Here is a 24,014-nt window from a genome sequence, read left to right as displayed (position 1 = left end):
TTAATCCATGTTGGTTCGATAGCGGTCATAGCCGTATGGAAGAATGAAAAACGGGGTTTGTCGTCCCCCTTCGTATCGTTTTCGGACGGGGTACGGATGGGAGCAGGTATAGTATACTATACCCGCCTGTGAAAAGGACACATCCGCATGGAAATGAAGAAAGGAGAGTTGAAAAATGGCGGAATCGATAGGGAAACAATTGCCGGAGTTATTGCTTCGAAAGTTGAAAAAAGAGCAGTATGTGCTGTTTGCCACGGTGGATCAGGAAACCGGTGCCCCTCAGGTGAACGCGGTTTCCTGGGTGTATGCAGCAGATGAGAAAACGATCCGAATCGCAGTGGGCCATCGTTCTCGAATGATCGGAAATGTAAAGGCGCAACCCCATGTGACGATTACGATGATCGGCCCGGAAACCACCCATGCCATCACGGGACGGGCACGGGTTACCCATGAACCCTTGGAGGGTGTTACCATTAAACTTGCTTGCATCGAAGTGGAAGTGGAAACGGTTCGAGATGTGATGTTTTACGGGGCCAAGATCGCACAAGAACCGATTTATGAGAAAACCTATGATAAAGAGGCGGCCGATAAGCTGGACCGTCAGGTGATGGCCGCCCTTCAAGAAGCGTGAATGGGTACTTAAAGACACACCAAAGCGGTCAGCCTTTTGGCGACCGCTTTTTTTCGTTACCGGGGATCTGTCTGACGAGGGGGTCTGGGTTGCCGGGTCTGGTTTTGGCGCTCTTGCTCCACCCGTGTCGGCGGCTCTTCTTGCCGGGGAACCTGTTTGGAGGGTTGGGGAACAATCCGGGCGGCGATATCCGATAATTCTTCCGCCAGACCGGCCAACGGCCGCCCTTTTTGGGCGTCATCCGCCAATTCCCGCAGGCGTTGGACCAAGTCGACATCCGCAGTTACCAAGGCGTTGCTGCCCTGTGGATCTTCTTTTAAAGCTTCGGCAACCGAATACTTGACCGTCCCAACCCGCCCCCGCTCCAATGTCGGATCCACATCGATGCCGACAATTGTGAATCCGCCGGCGGACAAAGCGGTGGCGCCCTGAACCTGAGGCATCTGGGTGGCGATTTCCGCCAGACGCTCCGCCACGGCTTGAGGGTTCGCATTGCGCTGGGGTTCAGGAGCGGTTTGGCGAACGCGTTGCGTATGTGGGGTTTGAGGCGGCGCCGATTCGTTGACCGGAGGCTTGTTGGCCGGTTGACAGCCAAAAAGGAGGCCAACCAGACAGATCAGGGTAAACAGACGATGAATCATGGCCTACCTTCCTTTCCCGATTAGTTGATCCTAGTGTTGCCTGGTGACGTCAAAACATGTATCCTGACCGAAGATAAGAGTCAACCTGTAACGGTTGTTACCCTTTATAAAGCCAACAATTGGAAGAGCGTCACCTAAAGGAGGGAAAGATTCTTGCTGCAAGTGGAAACGTATTCGTTGGGTCCCGTGATGACGAACGCCTATCTTGTTTATGATGAGACCACAGGGAAAGGGATCGTGTTCGATCCCGGAAGTGAGCCTTTGGAGTTGATCAACCGGATTGAGGAACGGACCCTGCACGTGGAAGCGATCATCCTGACTCATGCCCACTTTGATCACATCGGTGGGTTGACAGAGGTAAGAGAACGCACAAAAGCGCCGGTGTATATCCATCAAGAAGAAAACACCTGGTTGTCCGATCCCCGGCTGAACGGATCGGCTCTCTTTCCCGGCATTTCCGAGGTCGCTTGCCAGCCGGCGGATCAACTGTTGCAGGGAGGAGAACGACTCCACTTCCTGGGCAAAACGTTCCAGGTGCACCATACCCCCGGTCATTCCCCCGGCAGCCTTTCTTTTACGGTGGATGGAATGATCTTCAGCGGAGATGTTCTTTTTGCCGGTTCCATCGGCCGGACGGACTTACCGGGCGGGAATTACAGTAGATTGATGCGTTCCATTCACGATACGCTGATGGAGCTGCCGGAAGAAACGGTTGTCTATCCCGGGCACGGTCCCTCTACCACCATCGGTCGTGAACAGGAGACCAATCCCTTTGTGACCGGGATGCTGGATTGATTCAAAGAAGGGTGTCGGTGGAAGCCGACACCTTTTTTAAAAAACAGGTTGACTGATCGCGGATATTCGGTATAATAGTATTTGTCGCCGCAAATGATGAATCCATACGGGGGGCATTAGCTCAGCTGGGAGAGCGCTACACTGGCAGTGTAGAGGTCAGCGGTTCGAGCCCGCTATGCTCCACCAAGAAAAACCCTTTGCCATTAGGCAAGGGGTTTTTTGCTATCATGAGAATCAACGAGAAACAAAAATCGGTCCGGGTTTCTGGGTCGAATTGCAGGTTGGGGGAAAAAGCATGCGTTCTTACTGGATTTGGCTTTTGGCTCTCATTACCACCTGGGCTTTTGCCCTTCCTAACGGGTTTGATCATCAAACAGAGGTAGCATGGCGTATTGCAATCAGTGCTGGATTTTTTGCAATCTTTTTTTTGGCCCCACTTTTTCAGAAAAAACCGGTTATATTGATGATCCTGTTAATAGCGGCTTCCATTTTTGCTATTGTCGGGCTTTGGCCGGGGCAAGGGGAGGGTCCCAACCCTTTCATACTCCTCGTCTATTCGATTATAGCTGGAAAAGCCGTTTATCGGCTGCCCTGGCAACATGCTCTATTGGTTGGCATTATCCTGTTTTCGGGTGCGATCATCCAAGCTTTGATGGGACAGTCAGCCTTCCTGCCGGTTTTTATCGTTCTCTATGCCTGCTTAATCGCTTTGGCGTTTGCTGTTTATAAGAAGACGCGGCATGGTGAGGAGGAAGCGTTACTACGAAATGACGCGTTGCTTACTGAATACCGGAAAATGAAGCGCCGTCTGACATCCAATGAAGAGGTGGCACGGCAGGAGGAGCGGACACAAATCGCGCGGGAGATCCACGATGCGGTCGGTCATCAATTGACCGGTTTGCTGATGCAGCTGGAAGTGTTCCGGATGCAGGCGGATGAGAACATGAAAGGTCCCTTGGGGGAGTTGAAGAATCTGGCTAGGGAAAGCTTGGAGGAAACGAGGCGAGCGGTAAGAACGCTGAAGCAGGATGAGATCAGCGGATTATCCGCCGTTATCGGCCTGATTCGCAAGCTGGAAGCGGAAAGCTTTATCCGTGTACAATTTTCTGTCAAACACGGAGCCTTTTCAGCCCCTCTTGACAACAGGCAGATCATTGCTGTGTACCGGGCGGTCCAGGAAGCGTTGACCAATGTGATGAGGCACAGTGAGGCACGAGAGGCAGAGATTTTATTTGAGGCACCGGGTGGGAGCATTTTTCGTTTTGAAGTTTCCAATCCAATAAAAGAACATACCTCTTTCCGAGAAGGATTTGGACTCATTTCCATGAGCGAACGGTTGGAACAGGTGGGGGGACAGTTGGAAGTCGTTCAGGATGAAGATCGCTTTGTGGTGCGCGGTACTTTGTCCATGCGAAACAAGGAGAGGGTGGGTTGATGATTCGAATCCTGCTGGCAGAGGATCAGCGGTTGGTGCGGCAAGGATTAAAAATGATGATCGAGACGGACAGCGGGATGCGGGTCACCGGGGAGGCCAGCAATGGAAAAGAAGCGGTATCCCTGTGCGAAACACATGTGTTTGATGTGGTAGTGTTAGACATACAAATGCCGGAGATGGATGGCTTGGAAGCGGCTCGAATGATTGGCACGCGTTGGCCGGAGCGAAAAGTACTCATGTTGACAACGTTTAATGATGACCAATATGCGCTGGAAGCGCTGAAGAGCGGAGCGAGTGGGTATATGTTGAAGGATGCGGAGCCGGAAGCACTGATCCGCTCCATCAAAAGCTGTATGACCGGGGGACTTTCCTTGCAAGAGCATGTGGCGGCAAAAGTGATGCCGCGTCTGTTGAAACCGATGAAAGAAGAGCCGGTCGATTCCTCCATCACACCCCGGGAGTTGGATATTATGCGGCGGGTAGGGGAAGGACGCAGCAATCGGGAGATCGCAGACGAGCTGGGCCTTTCTATCGGTACAGTCAAAAATCATATCAGTCAGATACTGGATAAATTGGAGTTGCGCGATCGGACACAGCTGGCGATTTATGCGATCAGACATAATTTGGTTTAACAAATAGATGACTACAGTCATGCTCGGCATGAATATCGAGTGACCAAAGACAGTGGGAGCACTGTCTTTTTGTCTGTATACTTTGTATCTCAACCAAATCAGAGTATGAGGAGGCAGATCGCGGTGTTGGAAACCGAAGCGTTAACAAAGGTGTACAAAGGAAAGACGGCGGTGGAAGGGGTCAGCTTGTATTTGGACAGAGGCGAATCAGTAGGGCTCTTAGGACCGAACGGAGCAGGGAAATCGACGACGATCGCGATGATGTCCACGCTGATTAAACCAACCTCAGGAGATGTGAAGCTTCATGGCAGCAGTGTGGTGAAAGAGCCGGGATCGGTTCGCCAAATGTTAGGGGTGGTTCCGCAGGAAATTGCGCTGTATGAGGAATTGACCGCCTACGAAAATTTAACGTTTTTCGGCCGAATTTACGGACTAAAAGGGAAGGCGCTGGAAAGCGGCATTCAGGACGTATTGCAATTGGTCGGGCTAAAGGAGCGGCAAAACGAAGTCGTTAAAACGTATTCTGGAGGTATGAAAAGACGGATCAACATCGCCGCGGCATTGCTGCATCAGCCCGAGGTGATCATGATGGATGAACCGACTGTCGGGATAGACCCGCAGTCTCGAAGCTATATTCTGGAGATGGTACGTCAGCTCAATCGGGAAAAAGGGTTGACGGTATTATATACCAGTCATTATATGGAAGAAGTGGAGCGACTTTGTGACCGGGTGTACATTATGGATCACGGTCGTGTGATTGCTGCCGGCAGCAAGGACGAGTTGAAGAGCATTTTATCCGGAGAGGAAACGATCTGGATTGATTTGGATCGTCCATACCCGGACCTGACCGCTGAACTGCAGTCCTATGAAGGCATTCAACAGATCAGTGAAACAGAAAAAGGGTTAAAGCTGATGGTTCCAAGAGGAAAGCGGTTGTTGGGCAGCGTCTTTCAAGCGGCGGAACGCCACGAAGTACAAATTTTGAATGTCCATGTACAAACACCGACCTTAGAAGACGTGTTCTTGCACTTAACAGGACGAAAGCTGAGAGATTGAGGAGGGGGATTGGATGGGGGCTTTTTTGAAGAAAGACATCCTGGTTGTGGTGCGGGATCGAACAGAACTGCTCGTTCTCCTGTTGATGCCCTTTCTCTTAATCGTCATCCTCGGATTTGCATTGCGGGGGGTGATGGGAGGTGACACCGAAGCGCTCCAGATGAAAGTGGCCATTGTCCAACAGGACGATGAACAGCAGGGTGTCAAGCGATTTGTGAAAGAGCTGGAAGAAAGACCTCTTCCGGAAGAGGTGAGTAACCACCTGCAACAAACGGCGGTTTCTATCCGTCCTTATACACGGTTGCAAGATGTCTTAAACGCTGAAGGCGTAAGCGACATGATCGAAACGGTTGAACTGGATGCTTCGGTGGCGGAGCAGGCGTTGAAAGAGGAAGAGGTTGCCGCGATCCTGACGGTTCCTGAACATTTCACCTATCTCTCCCTTCAAAAAATGCTCCTCGATGAAGGAAAGGGAGGAAAGCTCCACATAACGGTCGATGACTATCGTTCGTTATCGACCAAGATATTTCATGATATTGTCGAAAGCTTCGTTCGTTCGCTTAATTTTGAGACGGCTGTTGTTCACGCCTTGAGAGAAGATGGAGGATCATTATCCAGCAATGGCCTGAGAACAGAAGAATCAGTAGGAATAGCAGACCTCGGAGGGGTAATAACGGTCTCCAAGCGCGATCCGGTCAGCTCTTTTCAATACTACACACTGAGTATGGCGGTCATGTTTGTGCTGTTTGTCGCCTCCACCATGTCGGGTAAAGCGCATGTGGAGAAGTTGCAGCATGTGATGAACCGAATCTTGCTTTCAGGCAGACATCCTCTCGTTTATTTGGGAGGGAAAGTCGTATCTGCAACCGTGCTTGCTTTTGTTCAATTGTTTGTATTATTCAGCCTGTCCACTCTCGTGCTTCAAACCTTTATAGGAGAAACGGTTGACTTTTGGCTGGGGATGGCTGTGATTACAGCGGTTTTATCCCTCTGCGTGGGAACCCTTGCTGCCCTTTTAACGGCACTGACTGTTCGTTTCAACAGTGCGGCCGTCACCTATGTATTTGCGGGTGGGATTGTCAGTATTTTTGCCATTGTCGGCGGCAGCTTCTTTCCCATCTCCGGACTGCCGGATGTCGTGCAATCGATTGGACACTGGACGCCGAATGGGGCCGCTTTATCCGCCTATTTGCAGTGGGTGCAGGGCATGGATGGTGAAGCCTTGTTTCTGCCTCTGAGCAGGTTGGCAGGCGCTTCGATCCTGTTTCTGGCGGCCGGCGTGCTGATTTTTCCGCAAAGGAGGTCGGTCTGATCATGAAGTCCATTTTTTTGTTGCAGTGGCGGCGGTTTCGAAGGGCACCCGGTCTGGTGCTCTCCTTCAGCGCCATGACCGTGTTTTTCGTTTTCTTAATTGCCGGGTTTATGTCCGACCATTCGTTGACCCTATACGTCTATTCCGATTCCGCTTGGAAAGAAGAACAGAGGGATATCTGGCTGAAAAAATTAAATGAAGCAGATGGAATGGAGTTTCAGTGGACGGAGGAGAATGAGGCGAGGCAAGCCGTGGCTGGGGGAGAGGTGCCACTGGCAGTCAAGTTAATGGAGAGCGATTACCGCATCTTGGCTGCTGCGGATGACCCTAACCGGTACTTGGTGGATCAGCACCTGAAGCGAGTGTATGGGGAAGAGCTGCGATTGAGAGCAGCAGCACAGGGAGGGGACGAAAGTCCCATTCGCGCTGAAGTGGAACGGTTGCTAGCCGAGCCTGCTCTAAAGGTTGAGACAACCTCTTTGGCAGGAGAGGGAGACTCCTTTACACGGGCTGTACAATTGCAAGGCTTATTCGGGATGACATTGTTTTTTGCCATCTATACGATCACCTACAGCCTCAGTACGGTGGCGGAAGAAAAGCGAAGGGGAACCTGGGATCGCCTGATCTTATCGCCTCTGCGCAAATGGCAAATCTACTTGGGGCATCTGTTGTACTGTTTTGTGATCGGTTATGTGCAAGTCCTGGTGATCTTCCTTCTTTTTCAGTATGCATTCGGATTTGATCTGGGAGATCGTTTTGGCACCATACTCTTCATTACCGGCTGTTATACCTTTGCAATCGTGGCCTTGGGTATGTTGTTGATTGGATTGGTTCAAACTCCGGAGCAGCTTCAGGCTGTGATTCCCATCGTAGCGGTCAGTATGGCCATGCTCGGCGGTGCGTATTGGCCCCTTGAAGCTGTGTCCAATGAGGTGATGTTGGCTATTTCCAGGGTGATTCCAGTCACTTATGGGATGGATGCATTAAAGGGAGCGGCGCTTGAAAGCCAGGGGGTAATGGATTTGGTTCATCCTCTTTCCATGATGCTGTTATTCGGCGTATTGTGCATGGGTATCGGTATTAACTTGATGGAACGACGGAAGGGCTGAATGATGGGAGGTCATAAAGATATCCATTACGGTTCATTGGCCAAATTCATATCTCCCGAATATGCTTCCGTATAACGCATCACCTCACGGACATACGCGTTGCTTCGATTATACTGGAACAATGCTCGTTCCAGGTCGCCATCGGCAGCACCGTGGTCAGACAAGTAGTTGGCGGCTGAAAAAGCGGCATCTTTCAGGTCCCAGGGGTCGGCTTTCCCGTTTCCGGTGGCATCGACGCCGTAACCGCCGTACCGTGCGATCAGTGCAGGATCGGTGATATCCACTTTCTCACCATCGGGAAGACTCCCCAATCCTCCGCATCGATGGTAATTCCAACCGAGCCAGGTGCAGTCCATAAACTGGAAATGCCCTTTTGCCCCGACAGGGCTGATCATGGGATCCATGGTGGAGAAGCGGGTTTCCACTCGATGGACAGCCGCCAACAATTGCCACGGTACGCCGTATTCCTTTTCTGCAGCCTGGTAGACCGGGATGTATTCTTCTGGGATCTCCCGTTTCCCCTGTTCTGAGAGGGAACCACCGATGCGATCGTTCTCCGTTTGATCTGGAAATTTCAGCATGAAGAAGGCGAAGAGTGCGAGGGCCAGGATCAGCGGGAGGAAGTCGGTTTTCCTTTTCCGGCGGGATGGTCGCATGTTCGAATTCCTCCTGATTCGAGGTACTGGTTATCAATTGGAGATTAGTTCATTGCATTAACGAGTGGAAATCGACTCTTGTTTCAAGATGATGGGCTGAGGTTTCCTCCCGTTTGCATAGGATCCGTCACTGCCACTCGCAAGGCGAGCACGGGATTCGGGAGAATCGTATCCTTTTTTCACCATATGGGCAAGAAAGGGGTAGCCAGGCGGGAGAGAGTAAATCATACAAAGGATGGAATTCTAAACCAGGCCGTTCATGATGCCCTTTGTGAGGTGCGTGATTTTTTCGACCGTGGATAAATTTGTTTAAATGGCCGGTTCTACGGGGTTAAAAGGGTCTTCTTCGTTCATAAAGAGCGTAGTTTGGGCTTGACGTGGAGAGGGGATAGAGGTATAGAGGTAAGGGAGAGTTTTTAAACAGAAAGTTGGAGGTTTGGTGAATGGCGACCGACGGATCTGGCAATTCCAATCCATGGCAACGATTTTATGGTCCCAACCTGGGTTATATCCAGGAACAGTATGAAGTGTACAGTCAAAACCCGGAAGCGGTTGACCCTGATATCCGGCATTTGTTTGAGCGCTGGGGTCCCCCGCTTGAAGAGGAAAGAAAAGAAACGGAAGCGGTGGCAAGCAGGCTGAACATGTCCAAAGTGGTGGCGGCTGAGCGCTTGGCGCAAAACATCCGCACCTATGGTCACCTGGCTGCTCGCATTAACCCCCTGAAGCCGGATGAACAGGTGGATACCCGCTTATTGCAACCGGAATCCGTCGGGCTTACGGAGGCGGATTTGAAAGCGCTACCGGCTACGGTTTTCGGTGAAGATGCACCGGAAGGGGCCCGTACGGGCTGGGACGTGATTCAGCGGCTGAAGGAGAGTTATACCCAGTCTATTGCATTTCAATTTGTCCACGTTCACAATCTGGAAGAACGGAAATGGCTGGAACGGATGGTGGAATCCCATCAGTTTCAAAAGCCATTAAGCGATAATAAGAAGAAGAAGCTGCTGGAACGGCTGACGGAAGTGGAGGAGTTTGAACGCTTTCTCCATAAAACCTTTGTCGGACAAAAACGATTTTCCATTGAAGGCATCGATATGATGGTGCCGATGCTGGATGAGCTGATTCATTGCAGCGTCCACGGTGGAATTGGCCATGTATTGTTGGGAATGGCCCACCGGGGACGTCTCAACGTGTTGGCCCACATTTTGGGCAAACCGTATGAAATCATTTTCTCCGAGTTTCATCATGCCCCCAATAAAGAATTGGTCCCGTCAGAGGGGTCCATCGGAATTAACTATGGTTGGACCGGCGATGTCAAATACCACCTTGGCGGGGAGCGGAATGTGGATGAAGGGGATTCGCTCCATGCCAAAGTGACGTTGGCCAACAACCCCAGCCACTTGGAGTTTGTCAATCCGGTGGTGGAGGGGGCTACTCGTGCTGCACAAGAGACACGGCAGGGTGCGGGTCATCCCGAGCAGGACATGAATAAAGCCTTTACTGTCATTATCCATGGGGATGCGGCTTTTCCGGGAGAAGGGATTGTACCGGAGACGATGAACTTAAGCCGTCTGCCCGGTTATCGAACCGGAGGGACGATTCACCTTATCGCGAACAACCAACTGGGCTTTACCACGGAGAGTGTGGACTCCCGCTCCACCACTTACGCCAGTGATATGGCCCGTGGCTTTGAGGTGCCGATCGTCCACGTCAATGCGGACGATCCGGAAGCCTGTCTGGCTGCCATGCGCCTTGCCTGCGATTATCGAGCCCGTTTCCATAAGGACTTTTTGATCGACTTAATCGGATACCGCCGGTTTGGCCATAACGAGATGGACGATCCGGCCGCTACACAGCATCAATTATATAACCTGATTAAAAAACATCCGACGGTACGGACACGCTTCGCGCAGTCGCTGGTTTCCCAAGGGGTGCTTTCCTCAGAGGAAGCGAAAAAAGTGGAAGAATCCGTGCAAGAGAAACTTAAAATCGCGTATAAGAAAACGAAAAGAATCGAGATCGGGGAGATGGATGAGGAACTGCTTCCACCGGAAGTGGTGGCTTCTGACTGGCCCCAGGTGGAGACCGGAGTACCGGCGGAAATCCTGAAAAAGGTGAATGCAGAACTTCTGAATAAACCGGAAGGGTTTACCGTTTATCCCAAGCTGGAACGGATTTTGTCCCGTCGTACGGATGCGTTTGACACGGACGAGGCTCGTATCGACTGGCCCCATGCGGAATCACTGGCCTATGCCACGATATTGGTGGAAGGCACTCCGATTCGCTTGACCGGTCAAGATTCCCAACGGGGGACATTTGCCCACCGCCACCTGGTCTTGCATGATCCTGAAACCGGAAAGTCCTTTTGCCCGATGCACCACCTGCCTGATGCCAAGGCGACCTTTGCCATTCACAACAGTCCCCTGTCGGAAGCGGCGGTGCTCGGTTTCGAATACGGCTATAACGTAGCCGCTCCGGAGACGATGGTGTTATGGGAAGCCCAGTTCGGAGATTTTGCCAATGCGGGTCAGGTGATCATCGATCAGTTCCTGGCGGCAGGTCGGGCCAAATGGGCACAAAAATCCAGCTTGGTTCTGTTATTGCCCCACGGATATGAAGGGCAAGGGCCGGAGCATTCCAGCGCCCGCTTGGAACGTTTCCTACAACTGGCGGCGGAAAACAACTGGACAGTGGCCAACCTGAGCAGTGCGGCTCAATATTTCCATCTGCTGCGTCGTCAAGCCGCCTTTGTCGGCAAGGAAGAAGCACGTCCCCTGGTGTTGATGACACCCAAGAGTTTGATTCGGAACAAACGTGTGGCCGTTCCCGGTTCCCAATTGCAACAGGGCTTTTTCCGCCGCGTGTTGGAAAGCCCCACTACAGGCGGCACTCCCGATCGGGTGAAACGCTTGGTTCTGTGCAGTGGAAAAGTGGCCATCGATTTGGAAGAAGCGTTAGACGGTGCCGGTCAATACGATCATCTTCACATTTTGCGGGTGGAACAACTGTATCCGTTCCCTGGTGAGGAGATCGCGGAAGCGATTCGCCGGTTCGGTAACCTGGAGGAGATTATCTGGGTACAAGAAGAACCGAAAAATATGGGAGCATGGCAGTACATGGAACCTCGGGTCCGTGCATTGGCACCGATAGGCGTTTCCGTGAAATACGTCGGCCGCCGGGAGCGGTCCAGTACCGCCGAAGGTGTTCCCGACGTCCACCGGATTGAGCAAGAGCGAATTGTAAATGAAGCCCTAAATCTGAGAATTGAAGCCGCAACCAACTCGGGAGGGAATCGCCGTGATTGAAGTGAAAGTGCCGGAATTGGCGGAGTCCATTACGGAAGGGACCATCGCCAACTGGGTCAAGAGTGAAGGGGACTCGGTAGAGGAAGGCGATGTACTGTTAGAACTGGACACCGATAAAGTGAGCCTGGAGATCCAGGCGGAACATGCCGGTGTCCTGAGAAAGATCAAGAAACAGGAAGGCGACACCGTGGAAGTGGGGGAAGTGATCGCTCTTTTGGCCGAAGGTGCTGAAGCAGGTGCCGACGGCGCATCCGGTGAGAAAGCGGAGGAGGCATCGCCCGTCGGGGAAGCGGTCGATGCTATTGATCCCCGGGGAGAGGAAACTGGTGAAACAGACAACGGTGATTCTTCCTGGGCTACTCCCGCCGCCCGTAAACGCGCCCGTGAGCGGGGCATCGACCTCTCCAAAGTAAGCGGACGAGATCCCATGGGCCGGATTACGACAGAAGATGTGGACGCTCATGGAAAACAGCCGGAAACCAAACCTGCTCCTGCCCCGTCCGATGAGCGAAAGCTTCCCCAACAGGCGAAAGCCGGTGACAGTAAGCGGCCGGCAGATGACCCTGCCAAACCGGTGGAACGCGTTCGGATGACCCGCCGCCGCCAAACCATCGCCAATCGATTGGTACAGGCCCAGCAGAACGCCGCGATGTTGACCACCTTTAACGAGGTGGACATGACGGCGGTCATGGAAGTTCGCCGTCGCCGCAAGGAATCTTTCCGAGAGCAGCATGATGTGAATCTGGGCTTTATGTCCTTTTTCACCAAAGCGGTGATCGGAGCGTTGAAGGCCTACCCCTTGGTCAACGCTGAAATCCAGGGAGAAGAACTTCTGATCAAGAAGTATTACGACATCGGGATCGCCGTCTCCACGGATGACGGCTTGGTGGTACCCGTGGTTCGTGACGCGGATCGGAAGAGTTTTGCCGGAATCGAGAAAGAGATCGCTTCCCTGGCGAAAAAAGCCAGAGAAAACGCCCTTTCCTTAAACGATTTGACCGGAGGGACGTTTACCATCACCAACGGCGGGATCTTCGGTTCACTCCTGTCCACACCGATTCTGAACGCCCCGCAAGTGGGGATTCTGGGCATGCACAAGATTCAACAACGCCCGGTCACGCTTCCGGATGGAACCATCGAAAGCCGCCCGATGATGTACATCGCTCTTTCCTATGATCATCGCATTATCGACGGCAAAGAAGCGGTTGGCTTTCTGGTTCGGATCAAGGAGATGCTGGAAGATCCCGAGGTGTTGTTACTGGAAGGCTGATTCGCCCCAAAAAGGCGGCCATAAAGGGTCGCCTTTTTGATTTTTGTTGATGGTTCTAAAAAAATATTCGGGGAACCCGTACACAAAATTGGAAAACTAATGTATCCTGAATAACGAACAGAAGTTCGACGATTACGTTCATCATCTCAGAGTGGAGCGGAGGGGAAAGAAATGGCATTTTCGTTGCCCAATGATTGGCCCCATGTGCTGGAAGCGGAACTGAAGCAGCCGTATCTACAAGAATTGAAGATGTTTTTAGAGGAGGAGCGGAGCAGGCACGTGGTGTATCCGCCGGAATCCGATCTATTTTCCGCTTTGGAATGGACCCCCTATCAACAAGTGAGAGTACTGTTGTTGGGGCAAGATCCCTATCATAACGACGGACAAGCCCATGGCCTTTCATTTTCCGTTCGTCCAGAAGTAGCCCATCCGCCATCGTTGCGAAATATGTTTAAAGAATTGCAGGATGATTTGGGATACGCCCCGCCTAAAAACGGATATTTGGTCCCTTGGGCTCAACAAGGGGTTTTGATGCTCAATGCCGTATTGACGGTTCGCGCCCATCAGCCCAATTCCCACAAGAATAAAGGATGGGAACGGTTTACCGATGGGGTGATCCGAGCAGTGAATGAGAAATCGGAGCCGGTGGTTTTCGTTTTGTGGGGGAACTACGCCAAAAAGAAAAAGAAGTGGATCGACACGGGGAAACATATCATCGTCGAATCAGCTCATCCCTCCCCTTTGTCAGCCAAACGGGGGTTTTTTGGCAGCCGGCCGTTCTCCAGGATCAACCAAGCCCTGCGCGAAACCGGGCAGCCGGAGGTCGATTGGCGGATCACCGATTCATAACCATGACGACAGGGAGTCTCCTCAACAAACAGGAGCCCGGCAAATCAGCCGGGCTCCTAAGGTTCAACTTCCGTTCTTCTTTTTATTTTTGTCGGATACCATTGATAATATTGTTTGTCGATCCCTTTGTCTGATTTCCATTTAAGCTGGACATCACACAAAGTCAAGGTGGGGTTACCGTACCCTATAAGTAAAGGGGTAACAGAAATGGAACATTTCACAACAGAGGAGAAGGAAGTATTATACCGGGTGATCCGGGCACGTCGCGATATTCGTCACTTTCGTTCTGATCCGGTACCAGTGGATAAGCTGACACGGATTCTAGAGGCTGCTCACCACGCCCCTTCCGTAGGGTTTAAACAACCTTGGAACTTCATCGTGATTCGATCTTACACGATTCGAAATCAAATCAGGGAACTGTTTCAGGAGGCAAACCGAGAGGAAGTGGCAAAACTTTCTCAAGATAAACGACAGAAATTATATAAGCGTTTAAAGTTGGAAGGAATCTTGGAAGCCCCTTTTAACCTGGCTGTTACCTGTGATCGGGGAAGAGATGCGTCTTTTCAATTCGGTCAAGGACAAATGCCTGAAATGGATCTATACAGTACATGCCTTGCCGTGCAGAATTTATGGCTGGCAGCACGGGCAGAAGGAATCGGGGTGGGCTGGGTCAGTATTCTGGACCCGGAAAAAGCGGAGAAACTCTTGGGGCTCCCAAACCGAGTAAAGCTGATAGCCTATCTGTGTATCGGTTATCCCGTGGAATTTCGAGAACAGCCGATGTTGCAGGAAGTGGGATGGAAATCCCGCACCAAGCTGTCAACCCTTGTATTTAAAGATCGGTGGGGACAACCATTTTATATGGAAAATTAAAAATGGGAGCATGGGGATATAGGAGAAATTTTATCGATCGTCTCAGGAGCCCGGCTGATAGCCCGGGCTCCCGTTTGCTTTGCGGGGTTATGCAGGTTTTTGGGCGACGATGCCAAAACCTCTTCGGATGTAAAATTGTTCAAAAAACGATTGTTTTGATCCCATTCATTTTCTCTCCTTCCATTTTCACTCGCTCTCCCGCTGTCGATTCCAGGACCGCCAGATCCACCATCCCAGAAGCAGCATGGTCAATATAGTAACGAGACGAAAGGCGTTTTCCTGGAAATGCATGACGTCATAGCTGACCAACACTTCCAAAGCAATCGAGGGGATTTTGCCGATCATGGTCGCCAGAAGAAAAAGTTCAAATCGAATGCGGGTGAAAGCTCCCAGGAGATTGACGGCGCCTGAAGGTACCATGGGGGCGATGCGAGCCAGCAGGATGGATGCGAACTGCCTGCCGGGAGGCCAGCGGTTGAGGTTGCGAATCCATCGCCAATCCGGTTTGTTCCGCCGTCGTTGCCAGCGGCGAATTCCTTTGCGGAACAGAAAAAAAGCGATTGCCGCCCCCAGCACTTCCCCTGCCCAGGAGAGCCAAAACCCCCAAAAAGGTCCCCAGATCCAGACATTGGCGCCTGTGACAAACACACTGGGGATAAATCCGATCACATTGACCCCCGCGTTGACTGCAATACTGGCTGGTGCGGCCCATACGCCCCATTCTTCCAGCCACTGAATAAAACTTTCCGTCATAGTCTGCTCCATAAAAAAATGTGATGTGGTTTCTTCATCATATAAGACAAGCCGGGAGTTAGTAAAGCAACCGTTGCACTCTTCCATTCCACCCCTCTTTTCGGGACGATCGCGAACCATGGTATCACAGATCCTTTTAAGGAAAAGGAGACCTCTTTTTCCAATCCTACGGATGACGGAGTGGTTGGGAAGATAAAAAAACGGAAATGTTTATTTTTATTTTTCTCGGCAAAATGGATAATAACCATTTTATGGAATAACACGAGTGACTATCCGATAATGGTGAGGAAGTTGTGAACGAATCTCTGGCAATCTCTACTCATTCCACTGAAATTGCATCTTAATGATTTGGTATTATACGCATTTATACCGATATAACTGGTGTTATATAAATCTTTCAATTTATTACCTGTAGACTTGAAACCGTTTTCCAGGCACAATCTTATCGTAAGGTAAACTTGTCAATAAAGGAGAGTTGTCAATTGTTCGAATCTTTCCTCGGTACTGCCAATGATATTCTTTGGTCTTATATCTTAATTGCTCTTCTCATCGGCTTAGGCGTGTATTTTACCGTGAAAACGGGATTTGTTCAGATTCGTCATCTGAAAGAGATGTTCCTCGTTTTAAAAGATCGACAAACCCGTTCACCTGATGGAAGCAAACAAGTTTCTTCCTTACAAGCGTTTTTCATCGGTGCCGCTACCCGGATCGGAACGGGTAATGTTGCGGGAGTTGCGACGGCGATCGCAGCAGGGGGTCCCGGCGCTGTGTTTTGGATGTGGGTGGTGGCGGTGCTGGGTGGAGCGACCGCATTTGTGGAAAGCACTCTGGCCCAGATCTATAAGGTAAAGGATAATGTTGGTTTCAAAGGCGGGCCCGGTTACTACATTCAAAAGCAATTGGGTGCCAAATGGTTGAGTATGATTTTCGCTTTTACCATTATTCTCAGTTTCGGATTGACGTTTAACTCCGTTCAAAGCAATACGATTGCAAGTGCGTTCAACAACTCATTTGAATTAAACCCCATGATCATGGGAATTGTGCTGGCAACGTTTGCGGGTATCATCATTTTCGGCGGCATTACACGAATCGCCCGTTTTTCGGAAATTATCGTTCCGCTCATGGCTTTATTTTACATCCTGCTGGCTTTCTATGTAGCTGTTATGAATATTTCTCAAATTCCTGCTGTACTGACTTTGATCGTCAAGAGCGCATTCGGTTTGGAGCAAGTGGTTGGTGGCGGGATCGGTGCCGCCATCATGATGGGGGTCAAGCGCGGTTTGTTCTCCAATGAAGCGGGGATGGGGAGCGCTCCCGTAGCGGCTGCAACGGCAACGGTTTCTCATCCTGTGAAACAAGGGTTTATCCAGGCGCTTGGTGTGTTCTTCGACACCTTGCTCGTTTGTACCGCAACGGCCTTTATCATTCTGTCTTCCGGGGCCGTACCATCCGCAGAGTTGACGGGTATTGATCTGACCCAGACTGCCATGGGCGATCATTTTGGGGCATGGGCCAGCGTTTTCTTGGCTATCGCCATCTTCACCTTCGCATTCAGCTCCATCATCGGCAGCTACTATTATGGAGAAGCGAACATCGGCTTTATTAACAAAAGTCCGGTTACGCTGTTCACCTATCGTGTTCTTGCTCTCGGCATGATTGTGTTTGGAGCGGTAGCAAGCTTGGATGTGGTGTGGAGTTTGGCTGACTTAGCGATGGCGCTCATGGCGTTGACGAACTTGATTGCCATTATGCTCATCGGAAAATTTGCGTTTGCTGCGCTGAAAGATTATCTCGAGCAACGAAAACAAGGGAAAGATCCCGTATTTTATGCGGACAGCATTGAAGGGCTCAAGGGAGTCGAGTCCTGGGATAAACAGCCGACAAAAGAAGAAAAAAGTGCATGATAAGAGAATTTCCGCTTGTATGAAATTCTCGCTGTAGAGAAAAGGCACCGCTCAACCGATGAAGAATCGGTTGAGCGGTTTTTTTGATTGAAAGGAAGGGCCGTGTCTTCACAGAATCCTCACATCGAAGAAGTATCATCATACTACGGGGTTTATGGTGAGCTGGAAGCGCAGTGGAATCACTGTCCCATTTGCGGTTTGCACGTGAACGGGACCTCCGAAGTTGGAAAATAAGGATGGAAGTTGTTTATGAGGTACGTTGCCTTTCGGGATCCCATTCCGTTCTCTACCTTGAATGAAAATACATTACCGGTGTATAGTATAATGGAAAGGCTCCGGATGGCCGGGAACGGAGCGATGATCAAGGTGGGGGGGCAAACCCATGAAAGAAACGGAGAACGAGGGTAAAAACACCGCCGTGGAACAGGAATGCAGCGATCAACACGAAGGAAGAATTCCCGATCCGTTAAAGGATAACCTCATTCGGCGAATGAATCGGATCGAAGGGCAAGTCAAGGGAGTGCGAAGCATGATTGAACGGGACGTCTACTGTGACGACATTCTGAACCAGATGTCCGCCGTGCAATCGGCACTTCATTCGGTTTCCCGATTGCTTTTGGAAAGCCATATCAACACATGTGTGATGGAACGTCTAAAAGAAGGAGATCGGGAAGTGACAGCCGAATTCTTGAAAACCGTTTCCAAACTGATGAGGTGAAAAGGTCGAAATGTTGGTCGAAAAACCCCCTTGCATACCCTAGGGGGGTATAGTATAATGATCGCGAAACGGCATATATAACCGATGGAGGAGGAATCAGGGGTGGAAAAAGCGACGCTGACGGTGAAAGGGATGTCTTGTGATCATTGTGTTCGAGCGATTAAAGACAACATCGGCAAATTGGATGGTGTGAAACAGGTGGAGGTTCATTTGCAGGAAGGGAAAGTGGATGTCGCATTTGATTCACAGCGCGTTTCCCTGGGGAAAATCACGGAGACCATCGAAGATCAGGGGTATGATGTCGCGTGAATACATGGGGGACGGAGGCGATCGCGCCAGAAATTGGCGCGATGTCTTTGTTCTCCTATATACCCCTGGCCCGTATGATTTCGGGAGGTGTCTAAAGTGAGTACAAAACAATCCACCCTCTCAATCAAAGGGATGACTTGTGCTTCCTGCGCGGTCCGAATCGAAAAAGGATTAAAAAAAACACCGGGTGTGATGGATGCCCATGTTAACCTGGCGTTGGAGAACACCAGTGTCTCCTATGACCCGGATCAAGTAACCCTTCATGAGGTGGAGAAAAGAATCGAGTCTTTGGGCTTTGGGGTGACCAAAGAAAAAGTGGAACTGGAACTTTCGGGAATGACTTGTGCCGCTTGCTCGACTCGGATCGAAAAGGGGCTGAATCGGCTGGAAGGCGTCCTCAACGCCCGCGTCAATCTGGCTTTGGAAACGGCTACGGTGGAATACGCACCGGCGGAGACGGCGGTCTCAACCATCATTAAAAAAGTGGAATCGCTGGGATACCGGGCGGAGCAAAAATCGGACCGTACGACGGAGCAGACAAATCAAAGAGAGCGGGAGTTTGAACATCAAAAAGGGAAGCTGCTGTTCTCCATTCTGTTGTCCTTGCCTCTGCTCTGGGCGATGGTGAGCCATTTTGAATTTACGGCTTTCATCTGGCTGCCGGATGCGTTTATGAACCCCTGGGTTCAGATGGCTTTGGCCACACCGGTACAGTTTGTAGTGGGATGGACGTTTTATGTCGGGGCTTATAAAGCGCTGAAAAACAAGAGCGCCAACATGGATGTGTTAGTCGCTTTGGGTACTTCGGCTGCTTATTTTTACAGCGTCTACCTCTCGCTTCTATCGATCAATCAACCACCTGGGCAGATGGTGGAACTGTATTTTGAAACCAGCGCCATCTTGATCACGTTGATTCTGTTGGGTAAACTGTTGGAAGCACGGGCTAAAAGTCGATCATCGGAAGCTATCAAAAAACTGATGGGGCTTCGGGCCAAAACGGCCACGGTGATCCGAAACGGCAACGAAATGGAGATTCCTGTCGAAGAAGTGGTGCCGGGAGATGTGGTGCAGGTGAAACCCGGCGAAAAAGTACCGGTGGACGGGGAAGTCATGGAAGGGCGTTCCGCCGTGGATGAGTCGATGCTTACCGGAGAAAGCATGCCTGTGGACAAAACAGCGGGCGATACGGTGATCGGTGCGACGGTCAATAAAAACGGGTCCTTAAAAGTGAAAGCGACAAAAGTGGGGCGGGAGACGGCGTTGGCCCAGATCATCCGGGTTGTGGAAGAAGCCCAGGGTTCCAAGCCCCCCATCCAACGGTTGGTGGATAAAATCTCCGGTATTTTTGTACCGATTGTGGTGGGAGTCGCCATTCTTACGTTCGGGGTTTGGTACCTCCTCGTCACTCCCGGGAACTTTGCACAGGCGCTGGAAAGCGCCATTGCCGTACTTGTCATCGCCTGCCCCTGTGCGTTGGGCTTGGCTACCCCCACCTCGATCATGGCCGGATCCGGCCGCGCTGCAGAAGCGGGAGTCCTGTTTAAGGGTGGAGAACACCTGGAAACGACCCATCGCCTGGATGTGATCGTCGTGGATAAAACAGGCACGGTTACGAAAGGGAAACCGGAATTAACCGACATTCTCCCCAGCGGCATGGACAAAACCGATTTCCTGCGATTGGTGGGAGCCGCCGAGAAACCTTCGGAACATCCGCTGGCCGAAGCGATTGTAGCCGGCATCCGAGGGTACGACATGGACCTGCCGGAAGCGGAAGCATTCGAAGCCATACCCGGTCACGGCATCCAGGCGACAGTGGCGGGTCGTCAAGTCCTGGTTGGAACCCGTCGTTTCATGGCTTTGCATCATGTGAATGTCGATCAGGCGCTCAAACAGATGGAATTGCTGGAGCAAGAGGGGAAAACGGCGATGTTGGTGGCGATCGACGGCAGCTATGCCGGGTTGGTGGCTGTCGCGGATACCATGAAGGAAACATCCCGGCAAGCGGTATCCCGTCTGAAAGAGATGGGGCTGCGCGTCATCCTGGTAACCGGGGACAACGAACGGACGGCAAAAGCGATCGCCCGCCAAGCGGGGATTGATCATGTCATTGCCGAGGTGCTTCCCGAAGGAAAGGCGGATGAGATCCAGAAGTTGCAACAACAAGGTCACAAGGTGGCCATGGTGGGTGACGGTATCAATGATGCGCCGGCCCTGGCGGTGGCGGATATCGGGATGGCGATCGGCACCGGCACCGATGTGGCCATGGAAACAGGAGATATCACCTTGATGCGAGGGGATCTGGCCAGCATCGCCGATGCCATTGTTATGAGTAAAAAAACCATCCGCAACATCAGGCAAAACCTGTTTTGGGCTTTCGCCTACAATACCCTGGGCATTCCGGTGGCGGCGTTTGGGTTTCTTGCTCCCTGGGTGGCGGGTGCCGCGATGGCGTTCAGTTCTGTCTCTGTTGTTTCTAACGCATTACGCCTGCAACGGGTGAAGTTGTAAGGAGGGGAAATGATGAAGTGGAATACAAGCACGAAATGGATCGTAGCCGGGTTGGCGTGTCTGGTATTGGTGATCGGTGGTTACTATGCGTTTATGAGCGGAGACTCCCCCGCTCCGCATGGTGAACATGCCCCTGAAGAGAAAGCGACGGAAGACCATGATGGACATGGCGACCATGACGGACATGCCGATTCGGAAAAAAGCGAAGTGGTTCCCCGTGTGACCACAAAGGGCGACCAGCTGGTCGTTTCGTTGGAGGATGATCAGGGGAACCCTTTGGATGAAGGCGATTTGGAAATCACCCATGAGCGATTGATGCATTTGATCCTTGTCAGTCGGGATCTGCAGGAGTATCACCATCTGCATCCCAAGCCCGCAAAAGAGGGAACATTTCAGGTGGAGTCTCCTCTGAAGTCAGGATCCTATCAAGTGTTTGTCGATATTCAACCAAAAGATCGCGCCTATGTAGTGGAGCCGCTCTCCCTGCAATTGGGAGAGAAGTCGACGCCTGAGGCGGAGTTAAAACAGGATTCGGATTTCACCCAAACCATTCGGGGTACGACGGTAACGATGGAACCTACGACTTTCCGGGCGGGGCAACCTGTTACCCTTGACTTCTCCTTGGAAGGCGGGCAACCGGAACCCTATCTGGGTGCCTTGGGTCATGTGGTGATCCTGGATGAAAAGGCGCAGGACTTTATCCATGTTCACCCCACCTCCGATAAGGAGACCCGGTTTGAGACCCAGTTCGACCGTCCGGGAATGTACAAGATCTGGGCTGAGTTCAAAATCGATGGGGAAGTGAACATCTACTCTTATGAGATTGAGGTGGAGGGATAAATCGGGGAGGTTCTGGAGATGGAATTGGCGGGCATCCGGAAACACGTATTCATCTGTAACGGGTCCTCCTGTCTTAAGAAGGGTGGGCATGAGGTGGCTCGCGCGATTCGATCGGCCATCCGGAAACACGGCTTTAGCGAATCCATCCATACAACCCTGACACGGTGCAACGGCCGCTGTGAAGATGGTTGCACGGTGATTGCCTATCCCGACGGTTTCTGGTATAAAAACGTAACGCCGGAGCGGGGGGAGGAGTTGATTCTCCACCTTAAGCGGGGAGAGCCGCTCCATTCCAATCTGGCTTATACGTATAACGGAAAACAATTTGTCGCGGTTGAAAGTGGCGTCTTACGGGAAACGGCGGTTGCTGCGGAAACAGATGATGCCCCCATGAAGGATCACAAACGGGAATAAATCAGATCGCAAAAGCGTTACGGCCGAAAGGGGTCGTAACGCTTTTGCGATCCTCTCTTCACAAAATCCCTACAGCTGCGATTTATAATGGGCAGATGACTCTGGTCAAAGACAGCTTGGTCATAAGTGGAGTGCCGTCGGTTTCGAAAAACGTACCCGGTGGCAAATGAAGGGGTGTTGGAAATGTCCATGTATCGCAAAGGATGGATCGCCATTTGGCAATGGTGGCGATTCTGGTTCTCAGTGCCTGTGGGATTACGGGACCTTCGTTTGGTAAAGATCTATACACGAGTGATAACGGGGGAGAAGACTGGAGTCCGGTCATAAAAGAGGGAAAGACGCAGGAGTGATTGCAGGTGTATCCGTGCTTACCTGCACGGGGGGAAACCGGAATGTTGCCGGTTATTCACACAATCATTTGGGCAATCCTCTATAATAGATTATGGGAATGCATAGAATGGAACAAGCGGCGTTCATCCGGAATGAACGGTTTGATCCACATCTTTTGTGCGAAGCCCTCTTGATTGTCGTACTAGGGGCAACCTCTTTTTGGAGGGAAAGCCGTTTTTCAAATTATCGTCCTTAAGGGGCATCGCCGCCGAAGAAAAAAGGGAGGATGATCCGAAGATGAATCAAACCGTAAGGAATCGATTGGTGGCGACCCTCGCTTTGGCGGTTGTACTGGCGGCTGTCTGGGGAGCGGTTGGAAACGGTTGGGGAGACGAAAGCCGCTCCCAGGGTGAAACGGATCCCGCTGTATCCACAGATGGAGCCGCAAAGGGCGACAGTGGACAACAAACGGACGAGTTGCCTCCTGCCCTGTCCCAGGAGGGGCCGCTCAGAGGAAAGATGATGCCGGATATCACCCTGGTCAATCGCGATGGAGATCCGGTTTCGCTGCGGGATAACGGAGGGAAACCGGCGATCATCAATGTGTGGGCTTCCTGGTGCCCTCCGTGTAAGAAAGAGATGCCAGATCTGCAGGCGGCCTATGAGAAACACGGAGATCAAGTCCAGTTCCATATGGTGAACCTGACGAACCGGGACAGCCTGGACCAAATGAATGAGTACCTGAAAAAAGAAGCATTCACCTTTCCCGTTCTGCTGGATGAGGAAGGTGTCACCGAAAAACAACTGCAGGTTCTGGGGATCCCCAACACCTTTGTCGTCGATGAGAAAGGGCGGATCATTCATCACGTCGGAGGTTACATGGATTCGAAAACCGTGGAACGGATCATGGACGAACTGACTTCCTGACAAGGAGGAAGGAGGGGTATCGTGGTTGAAAATGTAACGTTGGGGTTGGCATTCGGAGCGGGAGTGCTCTCATTCATTTCCCCCTGTTGCTTACCTCTGTATCCGTCATACTTGTCGTATATTACCGGGATGTCCGTCAGCCAATTACAGGCCCAGGATCAGTCGAGACAAATACGTCGTGCAACGATGCTGCATACGCTCTTTTTCATCTTCGGATTTTCGATTATCTTTTTTGCACTTGGTTTTTCCGCCAGTTTTTTGGGGGATTTCTTCAAAAGTTATCAAGACACGATCCGCATGCTGGGCGGGGTGTTGATCGCGGTAATGGGGCTTTTTTTATTGGGCATCTTCCAACCCCGCTTTATGATGCGGCAAAAACGGCTGGAGGTCGGCGGCAAACGGTGGGGATATCTGGGTTCGTCCTTGGTGGGAATCGGTTTCGCCGCCGGTTGGACGCCTTGCGTCGGTCCCATTCTGTTTGCGGTTTTGGCTGCAGCGACAGCCAATCCCGCCGCTGGATTGGGTTATATTACCGCCTACACGCTGGGATTTGCCATCCCCTTTTTCGTCATGGCCTTCTTTATTGGTCGAACCCGTTGGATCCTGAAATACTCCCAGCGATTGATGAAAGTGGGCGGAGCGCTGATGGTGGTGTTTGGAGTGATGCTCTACTTCGATCAGATGACCGTGATGATTGCCTGGTTGAGCGGGATGTTCGGCGGATTTACGGGGTTTTGACGAGTG

22 protein-coding genes and 1 tRNA gene are annotated in these 24,014 nt (G+C 51.4%); 20 read left to right on the top strand and 3 right to left on the bottom strand.

Annotation, left to right across the window (positions count from 1 at the left end):
• Window positions 1-175 precede the first annotated feature (175 nt).
• Window positions 176-631: a pyridoxamine 5'-phosphate oxidase family protein gene (locus tag JOE21_RS04090; RefSeq protein ID WP_309862720.1), complete on the top strand. Its 456-nt coding sequence runs from the start codon at window positions 176-178 to the stop codon at window positions 629-631.
• 56 nt (window positions 632-687) lie between these two features.
• Here JOE21_RS04090 and JOE21_RS04085 read toward each other — a convergent pair whose 3' ends face one another.
• Window positions 688-1,272 (bottom strand): YhcN/YlaJ family sporulation lipoprotein, encoded by a 585-nt coding sequence (locus tag JOE21_RS04085; protein WP_309862715.1) that lies wholly within the window; start codon window positions 1,270-1,272, stop codon window positions 688-690.
• Between the two features lie 162 nt (window positions 1,273-1,434).
• On the opposite strand from JOE21_RS04085, the gene JOE21_RS04080 reads away from it, so the two are divergent.
• From JOE21_RS04080 to JOE21_RS04050, 7 genes are all read left to right on the top strand, one after another.
• Complete coding sequence (locus JOE21_RS04080; protein WP_309863794.1) at window positions 1,435-2,067, top strand: MBL fold metallo-hydrolase; 633 nt, start codon at window positions 1,435-1,437, stop codon at window positions 2,065-2,067.
• A gap of 110 nt (window positions 2,068-2,177) precedes the next feature.
• A tRNA-Ala gene (locus JOE21_RS04075) sits at window positions 2,178-2,253 on the top strand.
• 109 nt (window positions 2,254-2,362) lie between these two features.
• Complete coding sequence (locus JOE21_RS04070; RefSeq protein ID WP_309862713.1) at window positions 2,363-3,502, top strand: histidine kinase; 1,140 nt, start codon at window positions 2,363-2,365, stop codon at window positions 3,500-3,502.
• The gene (locus tag JOE21_RS04065; protein WP_309863791.1) at window positions 3,502-4,134 is read left to right on the top strand and encodes a response regulator; all 633 of its coding nucleotides are present in this window, start codon (window positions 3,502-3,504) and stop codon (window positions 4,132-4,134) included. Before JOE21_RS04070 ends, JOE21_RS04065 begins: the two co-directional genes overlap by 1 nt.
• A gap of 123 nt (window positions 4,135-4,257) precedes the next feature.
• Window positions 4,258-5,190: an ABC transporter ATP-binding protein gene (locus JOE21_RS04060; protein ID WP_309862711.1), complete on the top strand. Its 933-nt coding sequence runs from the start codon at window positions 4,258-4,260 to the stop codon at window positions 5,188-5,190.
• Between the two features lie 13 nt (window positions 5,191-5,203).
• A complete protein-coding gene (locus tag JOE21_RS04055; RefSeq protein ID WP_309862706.1) occupies window positions 5,204-6,502 on the top strand; it encodes an ABC transporter permease in 1,299 nt (432 codons plus the stop codon).
• 2 nt (window positions 6,503-6,504) lie between these two features.
• Window positions 6,505-7,611, top strand: a complete 1,107-nt coding sequence (locus JOE21_RS04050) for an ABC transporter permease (RefSeq protein ID WP_309862703.1) — start codon at window positions 6,505-6,507, stop codon at window positions 7,609-7,611.
• 26 nt (window positions 7,612-7,637) lie between these two features.
• On the opposite strand, the gene JOE21_RS04045 is transcribed toward JOE21_RS04050, so the two are convergent.
• The gene (locus JOE21_RS04045) at window positions 7,638-8,267 is read right to left on the bottom strand and encodes a lytic transglycosylase domain-containing protein (RefSeq protein ID WP_309862701.1); all 630 of its coding nucleotides are present in this window, start codon (window positions 8,265-8,267) and stop codon (window positions 7,638-7,640) included.
• A gap of 443 nt (window positions 8,268-8,710) precedes the next feature.
• Between JOE21_RS04045 and JOE21_RS04040 the strand changes: the two genes are divergently transcribed.
• The 4 genes from JOE21_RS04040 (at window position 8,711) to bluB (ending at window position 14,567) form a co-directional block, all read left to right on the top strand.
• On the top strand, window positions 8,711-11,575 hold the full coding sequence (locus JOE21_RS04040) for a 2-oxoglutarate dehydrogenase E1 component (protein ID WP_309862698.1): 2,865 nt from the start codon (window positions 8,711-8,713) through the stop codon (window positions 11,573-11,575).
• Window positions 11,568-12,845 (top strand): 2-oxoglutarate dehydrogenase complex dihydrolipoyllysine-residue succinyltransferase, encoded by a 1,278-nt coding sequence (gene odhB, locus JOE21_RS04035; protein ID WP_309862695.1) that lies wholly within the window; start codon window positions 11,568-11,570, stop codon window positions 12,843-12,845. The genes JOE21_RS04040 and odhB overlap by 8 nt, the downstream gene beginning before the upstream one ends.
• A gap of 171 nt (window positions 12,846-13,016) precedes the next feature.
• Window positions 13,017-13,694 (top strand): uracil-DNA glycosylase, encoded by a 678-nt coding sequence (locus tag JOE21_RS04030; RefSeq protein WP_309862692.1) that lies wholly within the window; start codon window positions 13,017-13,019, stop codon window positions 13,692-13,694.
• Between the two features lie 207 nt (window positions 13,695-13,901).
• Complete coding sequence (gene bluB / locus JOE21_RS04025; protein ID WP_309862690.1) at window positions 13,902-14,567, top strand: 5,6-dimethylbenzimidazole synthase; 666 nt, start codon at window positions 13,902-13,904, stop codon at window positions 14,565-14,567.
• Between the two features lie 186 nt (window positions 14,568-14,753).
• Here the strand turns inward: bluB and JOE21_RS04020 are convergent, their stop codons facing one another.
• Window positions 14,754-15,320: a TVP38/TMEM64 family protein gene (locus JOE21_RS04020; RefSeq protein WP_309862687.1), complete on the bottom strand. Its 567-nt coding sequence runs from the start codon at window positions 15,318-15,320 to the stop codon at window positions 14,754-14,756.
• A 482-nt stretch (window positions 15,321-15,802) separates the two neighbouring features.
• Here JOE21_RS04020 and JOE21_RS04015 point away from each other — a divergent pair, with 482 nt between their 5' ends.
• From JOE21_RS04015 to JOE21_RS03980, 8 genes are all read left to right on the top strand, one after another.
• A complete protein-coding gene (locus tag JOE21_RS04015) occupies window positions 15,803-17,224 on the top strand; it encodes an alanine/glycine:cation symporter family protein (RefSeq protein WP_309862685.1) in 1,422 nt (473 codons plus the stop codon).
• Between the two features lie 382 nt (window positions 17,225-17,606).
• The gene (locus JOE21_RS04010; protein WP_309862682.1) at window positions 17,607-17,942 is read left to right on the top strand and encodes a metal-sensitive transcriptional regulator; all 336 of its coding nucleotides are present in this window, start codon (window positions 17,607-17,609) and stop codon (window positions 17,940-17,942) included.
• Window positions 17,943-18,044: 102 nt separating this feature from the next.
• Window positions 18,045-18,251: a copper chaperone CopZ gene (gene copZ / locus JOE21_RS04005; RefSeq protein ID WP_309862679.1), complete on the top strand. Its 207-nt coding sequence runs from the start codon at window positions 18,045-18,047 to the stop codon at window positions 18,249-18,251.
• 96 nt (window positions 18,252-18,347) lie between these two features.
• Window positions 18,348-20,759 (top strand): heavy metal translocating P-type ATPase, encoded by a 2,412-nt coding sequence (locus JOE21_RS04000; protein ID WP_309862675.1) that lies wholly within the window; start codon window positions 18,348-18,350, stop codon window positions 20,757-20,759.
• Window positions 20,760-20,771: 12 nt separating this feature from the next.
• Window positions 20,772-21,599: a DUF8832 domain-containing protein gene (locus JOE21_RS03995; protein ID WP_309862672.1), complete on the top strand. Its 828-nt coding sequence runs from the start codon at window positions 20,772-20,774 to the stop codon at window positions 21,597-21,599.
• An 18-nt stretch (window positions 21,600-21,617) separates the two neighbouring features.
• The gene (locus tag JOE21_RS03990; RefSeq protein ID WP_309862669.1) at window positions 21,618-22,013 is read left to right on the top strand and encodes a (2Fe-2S) ferredoxin domain-containing protein; all 396 of its coding nucleotides are present in this window, start codon (window positions 21,618-21,620) and stop codon (window positions 22,011-22,013) included.
• Between the two features lie 627 nt (window positions 22,014-22,640).
• On the top strand, window positions 22,641-23,270 hold the full coding sequence (locus JOE21_RS03985; RefSeq protein ID WP_309862667.1) for a TlpA family protein disulfide reductase: 630 nt from the start codon (window positions 22,641-22,643) through the stop codon (window positions 23,268-23,270).
• A 21-nt stretch (window positions 23,271-23,291) separates the two neighbouring features.
• Entirely contained in the window at window positions 23,292-24,008 is a 717-nt protein-coding gene (locus JOE21_RS03980) for a cytochrome c biogenesis CcdA family protein (RefSeq protein ID WP_309862665.1), read from the top strand.
• Window positions 24,009-24,014 lie beyond the last annotated feature (6 nt).

Origin of the sequence: Desmospora profundinema, from assembly GCF_031454155.1 — a bacterium.
In the GTDB taxonomy this organism is placed as follows: Bacteria; Bacillota; Bacilli; order Thermoactinomycetales; family DSM-45169; genus Desmospora; species Desmospora profundinema.
This window is presented reverse-complemented; position numbering and strand designations above follow the sequence as displayed.